10 protein-coding genes and 3 pseudogenes are annotated in these 11,461 nt (G+C 73.4%); 9 read left to right on the top strand and 4 right to left on the bottom strand.

Features of this window, described 5'->3' with window-relative positions:
• Positions 1-482: pseudogene (locus tag JM949_RS28125) on the bottom strand (PaaI family thioesterase); the annotation flags it as partial.
• Between the two features lie 55 nt (positions 483-537).
• On the opposite strand from JM949_RS28125, the pseudogene JM949_RS28120 reads away from it, so the two are divergent.
• Both JM949_RS28120 and JM949_RS28115 read left to right on the top strand, forming a co-directional pair.
• A pseudogene (locus JM949_RS28120) lies at positions 538-1,013 on the top strand (winged helix-turn-helix transcriptional regulator).
• 272 nt (positions 1,014-1,285) lie between these two features.
• Positions 1,286-2,332, top strand: coding sequence for a S1 family peptidase (locus JM949_RS28115; RefSeq protein WP_203151217.1), 1,047 nt, complete (start codon positions 1,286-1,288; stop codon positions 2,330-2,332).
• Between the two features lie 103 nt (positions 2,333-2,435).
• On the opposite strand, the gene JM949_RS39970 is transcribed toward JM949_RS28115, so the two are convergent.
• Both JM949_RS39970 and JM949_RS39965 read right to left on the bottom strand, forming a co-directional pair.
• Positions 2,436-2,588, bottom strand: coding sequence for a hypothetical protein (locus tag JM949_RS39970; protein WP_407664839.1), 153 nt, complete (start codon positions 2,586-2,588; stop codon positions 2,436-2,438).
• Entirely contained in the window at positions 2,537-3,562 is a 1,026-nt protein-coding gene (locus JM949_RS39965; protein WP_407664838.1) for a DUF998 domain-containing protein, read from the bottom strand. Before JM949_RS39965 ends, JM949_RS39970 begins: the two co-directional genes overlap by 52 nt.
• Positions 3,563-3,716: 154 nt before the next feature.
• Here JM949_RS39965 and aspS point away from each other — a divergent pair.
• From aspS to JM949_RS28085, 4 genes and pseudogenes are all read left to right on the top strand, one after another.
• Positions 3,717-5,521, top strand: a pseudogene (aspS, locus tag JM949_RS28100) (aspartate--tRNA ligase).
• 85 nt (positions 5,522-5,606) lie between these two features.
• On the top strand, positions 5,607-6,419 hold the full coding sequence (locus JM949_RS28095) for an SDR family oxidoreductase (protein WP_203151216.1): 813 nt from the start codon (positions 5,607-5,609) through the stop codon (positions 6,417-6,419).
• A gap of 87 nt (positions 6,420-6,506) precedes the next feature.
• Complete coding sequence (locus tag JM949_RS28090) at positions 6,507-7,115, top strand: winged helix-turn-helix domain-containing protein (protein WP_203151215.1); 609 nt, start codon at positions 6,507-6,509, stop codon at positions 7,113-7,115.
• On the top strand, positions 7,112-8,404 hold the full coding sequence (locus JM949_RS28085; protein WP_203151214.1) for an MFS transporter: 1,293 nt from the start codon (positions 7,112-7,114) through the stop codon (positions 8,402-8,404). Before JM949_RS28090 ends, JM949_RS28085 begins: the two co-directional genes overlap by 4 nt.
• An 18-nt stretch (positions 8,405-8,422) precedes the next feature.
• Here the strand turns inward: JM949_RS28085 and JM949_RS28080 are convergent, their stop codons facing one another.
• Positions 8,423-9,163, bottom strand: coding sequence for a GNAT family N-acetyltransferase (locus JM949_RS28080; protein ID WP_203151213.1), 741 nt, complete (start codon positions 9,161-9,163; stop codon positions 8,423-8,425).
• A gap of 141 nt (positions 9,164-9,304) precedes the next feature.
• Here JM949_RS28080 and JM949_RS28075 point away from each other — a divergent pair, with 141 nt between their 5' ends.
• The 3 genes from JM949_RS28075 to JM949_RS28065 form a co-directional block, all read left to right on the top strand.
• Positions 9,305-9,517 carry a hypothetical protein gene (locus JM949_RS28075; protein WP_203151212.1) on the top strand — a complete coding sequence of 71 codons (213 nt, stop codon included), beginning with the start codon at positions 9,305-9,307 and terminating at the stop codon, positions 9,515-9,517.
• A 74-nt stretch (positions 9,518-9,591) separates the two neighbouring features.
• Entirely contained in the window at positions 9,592-11,130 is a 1,539-nt protein-coding gene (locus tag JM949_RS28070; RefSeq protein ID WP_203151211.1) for a replication-associated recombination protein A, read from the top strand.
• Positions 11,127-11,461: hypothetical protein (locus tag JM949_RS28065; RefSeq protein ID WP_203151210.1), on the top strand; the 335-nt coding region annotated here is incomplete at its 3' end. The genes JM949_RS28070 and JM949_RS28065, both read left to right, overlap by 4 nt.

The following is an 11,461-nucleotide window of genomic DNA, read 5'->3' as shown; positions in this document are numbered from 1 at the left end:
GGTGCTGGTGGCGTGGGCTATCAGGCGGGCGGTGGCGTCGGTGATGCGGGCTTCGGCCAGGGCCGTGCGCCGGCCCCGTTGCAGCACGTGCCCTCGCAGCGCAGGGTGCCGCTGTCGACGGTCACCGGGCGGAGGAACTTCACGTTGAGGTCCAGCGAGGTGTAGCCGACGCCGGCGGGCAGGGTGGTGTGCACGGCGCACGCCGCCGCGGTGTCCAGCAGGGTCGAGAGCACGCCACCGTGGACGCTGCCGAGCGGGTTGTAGTGGAACTCCTGCGGAGTCAGCTCGACGACGACCCGGCCCTCGTCGGCCTCCATCCGGGTCATGTCGATGAGGTGCATCACCGGCGGTGCGGCAAGGTCGCCGGCGATCATCGCCCGGAGCACGTCGAGGCCGCTGCGGCGACCGACCTGGGCCGCGTTGGCCGCCGGGTCCGCCCAGCTGAAGGTGCGGCTGCGCGCCGGTTCCTGCGTCTGCGTCATGGACGCAGCCTGGCAGCCGCTTGCTGAGTCTGTCAACGAGACCTAGCCTGGTCGGATGAGACCCGCGGCTCTGGACTGGTCGGTGCAGAACTGCACCATCGCCCGCGCGATGGAGGTCCTCGGCGAGCGGTGGACCCTGGTGGTGCTCCGCGAGGTGTCACCGGCGTACGACGCTTCGACGACATGCGGGTGCGCACCGGCATTCCCCGTCAGGTGCTGACCAACCGGCTCGCCGCGCTGGTGGAGCAGGGTGTGCTGAGTCGCGAACCGTACCGGGAGCCGGGTAGTCGGGTGCGCCACGAGTACCGGCTGACCGAGAAGGGCCTGGACCTGTGGCCGGTGCTGGTCGCCGTGCTCGGTTGGGGCGACCGGTACCTCGCCGACGCCGAGGGCTCGCCGGTCAGTGTCACCCACCGTGACTGTGGTGCCGAGGTGCGCGCCGAACTGCGCTGCGCCGACGGGCATGACGTGACTCGGATGCGCGACGTGGTGCCCGGTCCGGGTCCCGGTGCCCGCCGTCGTGTCTCCTGATGCCGTCGTCGGGTCGGCGCGCCGTCGGTCGGCGTCAACACATCGACGATTGTAAACATAAAGTGTGACGGTAGCTGTCCGCCAGTGGGTTGGTGGTGTTGCGGCGTCGGGGCCGCTCAAGATCGGCGAATCTGGGCGATTCCAAGCCTTGTCAATGATCTTAAGTATGTGAATACTTCAGTTCACTCGGCCGGTTTCCCCAGATCGGCCGGGTTGCCCTCGGGTCAGCCGCCCCCGGCCAGACCCGCTCCCCCGCCCAGGAGGTTTGTTACATGCGACCCACGAGGTCCTCATTCCGCGTCGCGGCTACCGTCGCCGTGTCCGGAACCCTGGTCGTCGGCACGCTGATCGGCGCGCCCGCTCAGGCCGCTCCCGCCGCCTCGCCCGACACCGCCGCGGCGATCTCCGCTGAACTCGGCGACCGCTCCGCCGGCTCGTACATCGACGCCAGCGGCAGGTCCGTCGTCACGGTGACCGACGCGGCCGCCGCCAGCAAGGCGAGCAAGGCCGGCGCCACCGTCCGCTACGTCACCCGCGGTGCCGCCGAGCTCAACCGGGCCACCGCCGACCTGGAGCGTTCCGCCAAGATCCCGGGCACCGCCTGGTGGAGCGACCCGGTCACCAACCAGGTCGTCGTCTCCGTCGACAGCACCGTCACCGGTGCGAAGCTGGAGCGGGTCAAGGCCGCCGCCGCGCGGGCCAACGGCGCGGTCCGGGTCGAGGCCGAGGCCGGTGTGCTGAGCACCCGGATCTCCGGTGGCCAGGCCATCTACGCCGGCGGTGGCGGGCGCTGCTCGCTCGGCTTCAACGTGCGCAGCGGCAGCACCTACTACTTCGTGACCGCCGGGCACTGCACCAACATCTCGGCGAGCTGGTACTCGAACTCCGGCCAGACCGCGCTGATCGGCACCCGTACCGGCACCAGCTTCCCGGGCAACGACTACGGCATCGTGCGGCACAGCAACTCCGCCAACGCCGCCGGCAACGTCTACCTCTACAACGGCAGCTACCAGGACATCACCGGCGCCGGTAACGCCTCCGTCGGTCAGTCGGTGCAGCGCTCCGGCAGCACCACCGGCCTGCGCGGCGGTTCGGTGAGCGCGACCAACGCCACGGTGAACTACGCCGAGGGCTCGGTCTCCGGTCTGATCCGCACCAACGTCTGCGCCGAGCCGGGCGACAGCGGCGGCTCGCTCTTCGCCGGCAGCACCGCCCTGGGTATGACCTCCGGTGGTAGCGGCAACTGCCGCACCGGTGGCACCACCTACTTCCAGCCGGTCACCGAGGCCCTGAGCCGCTACGGCGTCAGCGTCTTCTGATCGACCCACCGCACGCGGGCCGCCGGGATCCTCCGGCGGCCCGTTCGCGTCGCCGGCCGTCACGATCCGCGCGACCGGAACCGGCTCGCCGCGGCGTTGGTGGTCAGCGGAGCCCGGACGGTCCCGACCGTCGCTCACCGGCCAGCGCGGTGAGCACCGCGGCCAGCGGTACGCCCGCCTCGGCGGCCGCCGCCAGTCGCTCGGTCAGCCCGATCCACGATCCGTCGGTGAAGAACTCGACGCCGAACCAGCCCACCAGTCCGAGCAGGACCGCCGCCGTGACCGCCGCCCCGCGTGCCGAACCGCGGACAGCGCACCCGCCCGGCGGGCGGCGCTGCTCCCGGCCGAGGGCCGGCACCGGTTGACGGCGGACGGCCAGCGCCGGCCAGAGGGCCAGTGCCACGAACGCCACGCCGGCGGCGACGGCGTGTGTCGTCGAGCCGCCCGCCGGGCGCTGCGGGGTGGCCGGCGGAACTCCCCGGGCCGGCGCGACGACTCAGGCAGTCGATCGGGTCGTCGAGGGGTGGGCCCGCGATTCGGTCCCAGCGGATCCGGGGGTACGACGCCACCTGCCGCCAGATCCGGGCCGATCCGTACGGTTCCGCCGGCGACCTCGGCGAGGTGCGCCCGCCGGGCGGAGAGGACCGCCAACAGCGGCCAGAGGGAGACCGCCACCGCCGTCACCCGCTCGGCCAGCCCGGTGCGGGACCCACTGGTCACCTCGAACGCGCACCAACCGAAGAGCACGAGCAGCACCGCCGCGGCGCTCAGCCCCACCGCTCGGCGGAACGCCCAGGGCGGCTCCGGGTGGGCCGGGCGGCCGCCGTGCTGGCCGCGCGGCAGCCGCAGTGCCGAGCCGGCCGGCCAGAGCACCAACGCCAGGACGGCCACCGTCGCCGCGACGCCGTGGCTGAGCGAGCCACCGACCATGGGTCGGGGAAAGGCGACGAGCGCGATGGTGGCCACCCCACCGGTCGCCAGCAGGAACCGACTGGGCAACCCGGCCGCGTGCAACACGGCGGCGACGGCCAGATAGCAGCAGCCCAGCAGCACCAGACAGGTGATCATGATCCACGCGTCGGCGGCGTCCCGCCCGGCCAACTCGCTGATGGTGTCCCGGACCGGGTCGTACCCGACGGGCTGCCGGGCCTCCGCCACCGTCCAGCCGGTCACCAGCAGCACGGGCGCGGCCGCCGCCGTGGCGACGGCCCAGTTCGGTACGGCGCGCATTTCGCCACGTTAACCGGCGCGGCCGGCGGCCGAGCCGGCTTCGCCGGTCCACCCCACCGGCGAATCGGGTCGGCCTGCCGGGTGCCCGGAGGCGGGGCGGCCACCCCTGACAGAATGCCGGTGAGGACTGTTCCACGATGAGGAGTTGCCAGCCGTGATCCGTACCCACAATGCCGGAAGCCTGCGCGCCGCGGACGCCGGCTCGACGGTGACGCTCGCCGGCTGGGTGGCCCGCCGACGCGACCACGGCGGGGTCATCTTCGTCGACCTACGCGACGGCTCCGGTGTTGTCCAGGTGGTGTTCCGCGAGGAGGATGCGCACGCGCTGCGCAACGAGTTCTGCGTGAAGGTCGTCGGCGAGGTGACCCGCCGGCCGGCCGGCAACGAGAACCCGGAGCTGCCCACCGGCGAGGTCGAGGTGACCGCCGTCGAGCTGGAGGTGCTCTCCGAGGCCGCGCCGCTGCCGCTGCCGGTGGACGACCAGGTCGAGGCCGGTGACGACATCCGGCTCCGGTACCGCTACCTGGACCTGCGTCGCAGCGGCCCGGCGAAGGCGCTGCGGCTGCGCTCGCGCGCCAGCCAGCTCGCCCGGGGCGTGCTGCACGAGCGGGATTTCCTGGAGATCGAGACGCCGACCCTGACCCGTTCGACCCCGGAGGGCGCCCGCGACTTCCTGGTGCCGGTGCGACTCCAGCCCGGCAGCTGGTACGCGTTGCCGCAGTCGCCGCAGCTGTTCAAGCAGCTGCTGATGGTTGGCGGCATGGAGCGGTACTACCAGATCGCCCGCTGCTACCGCGACGAGGACTTCCGGGCCGACCGGCAGCCGGAGTTCACCCAGCTCGACATCGAGATGTCCTTCGTCACCGAGGACGACGTGATCGACCTCGGCGAGGCGATCGTCTCGGCGCTCTGGCAGGACCTGGCCGGGCACGAGATCACCCGACCGATCCCGCGGATCACCTGGCACGACGCGATGGCCCGGTACGGCTCGGACAAGCCGGACCTGCGCTACGGCGTGGAGCTGACCGAGCTGACCGAGTACCTGCGCGGCACCGAGTTCCGGGTCTTCGCCGGTGCGATCGACGCGGGCGGCTACGTCGGCGCGGTGGTGATGCCGGGCGGCGCGGCGCAGAGCCGCAAGGAGCTGGACGGCTGGCAGGACTGGGCCAAGGCGCGCGGGGCGCGGGGCCTGGCGTACGTGGTGCTGGACGCCGAGACCGGCGAGGCGCGCGGGCCGGTGGCCAAGAACCTCTCCGCCGAGCACCTGGGTGGGCTCGCCGACGCGGTCGGCGCCAAGCCGGGCGACGCGGTCTTCTTCGCCGCGAGCGCGACCACCCGGGAGGCGCAGGAGCTGCTGGGCGCTGCCCGGGTCGAGATCGCCAAGCGGGCCGGCCTGATCGACGAGAGCGCGTGGGCGTTCTGCTGGGTGGTCGACGCGCCGATGTTCGAGAAGACGGACGAGGGCGGCTGGACCGCCGTGCACCACCCGTTCACCTCGCCGAACGCCGAGTGGGTCGACCGGTTCGAGGAGGCGCCGGACCGGGCCCTGGCGTACGCCTACGACATCGTCTGCAACGGCAACGAGATCGGCGGCGGCTCGATCCGTATCCACCGGGGTGACGTGCAGAAGCGGGTCTTCGACCTGCTCGGCATCACCCCCGAGGAGGCGCAGGACAAGTTCGGCTTCCTGCTGGAGGCGTTCAAGTACGGTGCCCCGCCGCACGGCGCATCGCCTTCGGCTGGGACCGGGTCTGCATGCTGCTCGCCGGCGCGGACTCGATCCGTGAGGTCATCGCCTTCCCGAAGACCCGGGGTGGCTTCGACCCGCTGACCAGCGCCCCCACCCCGATCACCGCGCAGCAGCGCACCGAGGCCGGCATCGACGCCAAGCCCAAGCCCGCCGCCACCGCGCACACCGGAACGGCCGGCCCCGCCGCCCCGGTGGCCGACCCGGTCTGACCCCTGCTTGGTTGATCAAGAGGTTCGCGTCATCATCGGCCCACCAGATGACGCGAACCTCTTGATCAACGGGGGAGTGGACCAGATGCGGGTGCTTGTGGTGGGGGGTAGCGGGCTGTTGGGGCTCGCGGTCTGCCGGCGGGCGGTGCGCGCCGGGTTGTCGGTGGTGGGCACCTACCACTCGCGCGGGATCGTGCAGCCGGGCGTGCGCGCGCGCCGGCTGGACGTGACCGATCGGGCCGCCGTGCGCACGCTGGTCGCCGAGGTGCGGCCGGACGCCGTGGTGGGCACCCCCTACCGGTACGACGACTGGGCGGTCACCGCCGACGGGGCCGCGAACGTGGCGCTCGCCGCCGCCGAGGTGGGCGCCCGGCTGGTGCACGTGTCCAGTGACGCCCTGCACGCCGGCCGTCCCACGCCGTACGCCGACGACGAGCCGCCCACGCCGGTGCATGCGTACGGGGCCGCGAAGGCCGCGGCCGAGACCGCCGTGCGGGCGATCGACCCCGGCGCGGCAGTGGTGCGTACCTCGCTGATCCTGGGCGAGGGCAGCAAACAGATCCAGCTCTGCCGGGACGCGCTCGCCGGCCGGGCGGTCCTGTTCAGCGACGAGCTGCGCTGCCCGATCGACGTGAGCGATCTCGCCGACGCCATCCTGGAGCTGGTCGGCTCGTCGTACGCCGGTCTGCTCAACGTCGCCGGGGCCGACGCGGTGAGTCGGGCGGAGCTGGGGCTGCTGGTCGCCGAGCGGTTCGGCGTGGACGCGGCCGGGCTGAAGACCACCACCGGGGCCGCCCTGGGCCTGTCCCGTCCGCTCGACGTGCGCCTGGACTGCGCCCGCGCCGCCGGTCTGCTGCGGACCCGGCTGCGGGGGGTGCGCGAACTCCTGGCTCGCTGACTCGGTGGACGCTCGCCTGAGCGATTCCTGCACACTTCCTATGCACAGGTATTGTGCATAGGAAGTGTGCAGAGATAGTGTGCGACCATGGCGAACGATGAGGCGACCCCGCGGCCGGCGCCGCGCGAGGTCCGGATCGACAAGCGGCAGGTCCGGGTGCTGGCGCACCCGCTGCGGATGCGATTGGTCGGGGCGCTGCGGGTGAAGGGTCCGGCCACCGCCACCACGCTGGCCGAGCTGCTCGGCACCAACACCGGCGCGACCAGCTACCACCTGCGCCAACTCGCCGAGGTCGGGCTGGTCGTCGAGGACCCCGACCGGGGCGGCGGGCGGCAGCGCTGGTGGCAGGCGGCGCACGACGTCACCAACTGGGAACCGACCGACTTCGACGACGACCCCGATGCCCGGGCCGCGATCGAGTGGATCCAGGGCGACCAGGTGCGTCTCCTCGTCGAGACCGCCGAACGCTGGCTCGCCACCCAGCACGAGTGGTCCCCGGCGTGGCGGGACGGCTTCGGCATGAGCGACATCTTCATGACCATCCCGCCGGCCCGGCTGGCGGAGCTCAAGACCGAGATGTGGCAACTGCTGGAGCGCTACCACCGCGAGGCCGACTCCGCCGACGTGGTCGACCCGGAGGCCAGGCCGGTACAGGTCTTCATGGCCGCGTACCCGTTGCGCGAGGGCCTGCGATGAGCGCGCCGGGCGCGCTGACCGTACGCCAGGTCCGGCGCCGCTACCTCACGCTCTACGGCCTGCGGTGGCTGCCGACGGGTCTGATGATCCCGGTGATGATCCTGCTGATGCAGGAGCGCGGCCTGTCGCTGCCGCAGATCGGCCTGGTCGGCACCGCCCAGGGTCTGCTGGTGCTGGCGCTGGAGCTGCCCACCGGCGGGCTCGCCGACGCCCTCGGTCGCCGGCCCGTGCTGCTCGCCGCCGGAGTGCTCAACCTCGCCTCGCTGGCGCTGTTCGCGGTGGCCGACTCGTTCGCGCTGTTCTTCGTGGTCTGGGCGTTGCAGGGGATCTACCGGGCGTTGGACAGCGGCCCGCTGGAGTCCTGGTACGTCGACGCCACCCTGGCCGCCGACCCGGACGCCGAGTACGAACGCGGCCTCGGCTACGCCGGCACCGTCATCGGCGGCGCCATCGGCGCTGGCGCCCTGCTCAGCGGCGGTCTGGTCGCGCTCGGCCCGGTCGGGCCGGTCAGCGCGCTCACGATGCCGGTGCTGGTCGCCATCCTCGCGCAGGCGGTCGCCCTGGTCGCGTTGGTCGTCCTGCTGGTCGAGCAGCGGCCGGCCACCGGCTTCGCGGCGGTGCGGGCCTCGGTGGCGCAGGCGCCCGGGATGATCGGCCAGGCGGTCGGGCTGCTGCGCCGCTCGCGGGTGCTGCTGGCCCTGGTCGCGGTGGAGCTGTTCTGGGGCTTCGGCATGGTCACCTTCGAGTCCCTGCTGCCGGTACGGCTCGCCGAGGTGGTCGGCGACCCGGAACGCGCCGCCGCGCTGCTCGGACCGGCCAACTCCGCCGCCTGGATCGCCTCGGCCGCCGGCGCGGCACTGACCCCGTTGCTGCTGCGCTGGTTCGGCGCCGCTCCCGGCGCGGCCCTGCTGCGCATCCTGCAGGGCGTGACAGTGGTCGGGATGGGGCTGTTGGCCGGGCCGGTCGGCGTGCTGGTGGCCTACCTGGCCTGCTACGCCGTGCACGGCGCGTCCAACCCGCTGCACAGCGGGCTGCTGCACCGGCAGGTCGACGGGCCGTACCGGACCAGCGTGCTCTCGCTGAACTCGATGATGGCGCAGCCGGCCGGTGCGCTCGGCGGGGTGGTGCTGACCGCGCTCGCCGCCGCCACCAGCGTCGGCACCGCGATGGTGGTCGGCGCGGTGGTGTTGGCCGTCGCCGCTCCGCTCTACCTGCCCGCCTGGCAGGCCGGCCGTCGACCCGCTGCTCCGGTCGAGCCGGCGGTGGCACCGGTGCCGGTCGACAAGTGAGCGGGGCGTGCGGGGTGCTCAGGCGAGTCGGATCGAGCTGAGCGGGAGGATGTTGGTGAAGCCGAGCCGACGGTAGAGCCGCGCGGCACCGACGTTGTGCGTGTAGACGCCGAGCCCCACGGTGTCGTGGCGCGCCAGCAACGCCCTGGTCATCCCGGCGGTCAGGGACGCGCCGAGCCCCCGACCTCGTTGGTCGGGGGCCACCGTCAGGCCGGCGACGAAGCCGATGTCGCCCTGGCTGCGGTCCGCGCCGCAGGCCACCAGCCGGCCGCCGTCCCGGATGCCGTACCAGTCGACCACCCTTGGGTCGCCGGGCCGGGAGGTGGTGCCGGGGAACGCCTCGTCGACCAGCGCCTCGAGGGCCGGCAGGTCGGCGTCGGTGAGGCGGGTGACCGGCCGCTCGTTCGGCAGCGTCGGTGGTGGCGCGTCGGTCCAGTGGAAGTTCCAGTCGCTGTGCTCGTCCACCGCCAGCCGGCCGGCCAGTGTGCCGCGGTCGTGCCGCGGCAGGTGCAGCCGCTGCCCCGGGCGCACCGTCGCGCTGTCCACGAGCGCGACGCAGAGGTCGAGCACCGGCCCGGCCGATCCGATCGCGCAGCCGGCCGGCCCGTGCTCGGCCGACGTCAACCACAGCACGGCGCCGTCGCGCTGGTAGCCGAGCGCCGGCGTGGCCCGCCCGAGTGCGTGTCGGGCGAACGGGTGGTGGCCGACCGCGCCCAGGATGGCGGCCCGGTCCGGAAGCAGCTGGTCCTTGATGATCATGGGAGTCAGCCTAGGAGCCGAGGGCGGAACACCGACGTCGGGTCGGCCCAGGCGGGCCCAGATCCACCATGGAGATTGGCGAGTCGACCGATTGGGTACATCACGCGCCGACCTACTGGGAACCCCCACCGGAGGACCGACATGCTCGCCATTCTCGCGGCCATCGTCTTTGGCTTCGCCCTCTTGCTCGACCTGCTCGACACAAACTTCGGAGCACCGGACCTGTTCAACTGGAACACGCTCGTGCTCATCGGGCTGCTGCTCCTCTCGCTCTACCTGGCCGGCGTGGGCAACGGCCCGCGCGGCGGTGGCGGCGGCCGCTGGTACCGGGGTCGGCGCCCCGGTCGCGGCTGACCGGAAGCGATCACCGGCGGCGGGCCCGCAGCGCGATTCCGGCGTCGTGGGCCCGGCCCGGTACTGTCTTCGTGATGGAGTCCGACGCCCTCTTCTCCCTCGGTGAACCCACCGGGTCGCGCAGCGCGCCCGACGGTCCCGCCGGTGTCGACGGCTTCACCGCGGTGGCCGACGATTCGCCCCTGCCCGTCCGGATGCGCCCGGTGACCCTCGACGAGCTGGTCGGGCAGGAGCACCTGCTCGCGCCGGGCGCCCCGCTGCGCCAACTGGTCTCCGGCGGCGCGCCGATGTCGGTGATCCTCTGGGGGCCGCCGGGCAGCGGCAAGACCACCATCGCGCACCTGGTGGCCGGGGCGACCGACCGTCGCTTCGTGGCCATGTCGGCGCTCTCCGCCGGCGTCAAGGACGTGCGGGCGGTGATCGAGACGGCCCGCCGCCAGCGCCGCTCGGGCGGCCCGCAGACGGTGCTCTTCATCGACGAGGTGCACCGGTTCAGCAAGACCCAACAGGACTCGCTGCTCGCCGCCGTCGAGGACCGTACCGTCACGCTGCTGGCGGCGACCACCGAGAACCCGTACTTCTCGGTCATCTCACCGCTGCTGTCGCGGTGCGTGCTGCTCACCCTGCAACCCCTCGACGACGAGGCGGTGCGCGGCCTGCTGCGCCGGGCGGTCGACGACAAGCGTGGCCTGGACGGCGCGCTCACCCTGACCACCGAGGCCGAGGACCACCTGGTCCGGCTGGCCGCCGGTGACGTCCGCAAGGCACTGACCGCACTGGAGGCGGCGGCGGCCTCCGCCACGGCGCTCGACAGCCGGCGGATCGACCTCGCCACCGCCGAACAGGCGGTCGACGTGGCCGCGGTGCGCTACGACCGCGACGGCGACGCCCACTACGACGTGGTCAGCGCCCTCATCAAGAGCATGCGTGGCTCGGACGTGGACGCCGCGGTGCACTGGTTGGCCCGCATGCTGGTCGCCGGCGAGGACGCCCGGTTCATCGCCCGTCGGCTGGTCATCTTCGCCAGCGAGGACGTGGGCATGGCCGACCCCGCGGCGCTGAGCGTCGCGACCGCCGCCGCGCACGCCGTCGAGTACGTCGGGCTGCCCGAAGCCCAGCTCAACCTGGCCCAGGCGGTGATCCACCTGGCCACCGCGCCCAAGTCGAACTCGGCCACCACCGCCATCGGCGCCGCGATCGCCGACGTCCGGGCCGGTCGCGGCGGCGCGGTCCCGCGCGGGCTGCGCGACGCGCACTACGCCGGTGCCCGGGGGCTGGGCCACGGGACCGGCTACCGCTACCCGCACGACGACCAGCGCGGGGTGGTCACCCAGCAGTACGTCCCGGACGACCTGGTGGGCACCGACTACTACCAGCCCAGCCCGCACGGCGCGGAACGGGCGGTCGCCGCCCGGCTGCCGGTGCTGCGCCGGATCGTGCGTGGTCTGCCGGCCCCGACCGCCCGCCCGGAGCAGCCGACAACCGAGCCGCCCGTAACGACGCAGACGTCGTCGGCGCCTACCGGCGAGGCGGGCCGTCCGACGGCGGGTACGGGCGGCTCCGGCACGACGCAGGACAGCGGCACTGACGCCGCAGGAGAGGGTCAACAGTGAGATCGCGTGGTGGGGACCGCCCGGACGAGGGCCCGGACGAGCGGCGCGATCCCCGCGCCAAGGCGCGCCGGTGGGGTCGGGGCCGGGCGGCCGAGGCCGAGCCGGAGGAGCCGGTCGCCGGCGAGGAGTTCGGCTGGATCGACGACCTGCGCTCGGCCAAGCAGCAACGCACCGAGCTGGGCCCGGACGGGGCTCCGGCCGAGCCGAACCGCCCACCCAGGGCCACCCCACCGAGGGTCAACAGTGAGATCGCGTGGTGGGGACCGCCCGGACGAGGGCCCGGACGAGCGGCGCGATCCCCGCGCCAAGGCGCGCCGGTGGGGTCGGGGCC

Origin of the sequence: Micromonospora tarensis, from assembly GCF_016803395.1 — a bacterium.
GTDB lineage: Bacteria > Actinomycetota > Actinomycetes > Mycobacteriales > Micromonosporaceae > Micromonospora > Micromonospora tarensis.
This window is presented reverse-complemented; position numbering and strand designations above follow the sequence as displayed.

What these genes read in the sequence shown, in the direction of transcription:
- JM949_RS28115 (WP_203151217.1), top strand. Translation starts at nt 1,286, where the DNA reads ATGCGACCCACGAGGTCCTCATTCCGCGTCGCGGCTACCGTCGCCGTG.
- JM949_RS39965 (WP_407664838.1), bottom strand. Translation starts at nt 3,562, where the DNA reads ATGCGCGCCGTACCGAACTGGGCCGTCGCCACGGCGGCGGCCGCGCCC.
- JM949_RS28095 (WP_203151216.1), top strand. Translation starts at nt 5,607, where the DNA reads ATGCGGGTGCTTGTGGTGGGGGGTAGCGGGCTGTTGGGGCTCGCGGTC.
- JM949_RS28090 (WP_203151215.1), top strand. Translation starts at nt 6,507, where the DNA reads ATGGCGAACGATGAGGCGACCCCGCGGCCGGCGCCGCGCGAGGTCCGG.
- JM949_RS28085 (WP_203151214.1), top strand. Translation starts at nt 7,112, where the DNA reads ATGAGCGCGCCGGGCGCGCTGACCGTACGCCAGGTCCGGCGCCGCTAC.
- JM949_RS28080 (WP_203151213.1), bottom strand. Translation starts at nt 9,163, where the DNA reads ATGATCATCAAGGACCAGCTGCTTCCGGACCGGGCCGCCATCCTGGGC.
- JM949_RS28075 (WP_203151212.1), top strand. Translation starts at nt 9,305, where the DNA reads ATGCTCGCCATTCTCGCGGCCATCGTCTTTGGCTTCGCCCTCTTGCTC.
- JM949_RS28070 (WP_203151211.1), top strand. Translation starts at nt 9,592, where the DNA reads ATGGAGTCCGACGCCCTCTTCTCCCTCGGTGAACCCACCGGGTCGCGC.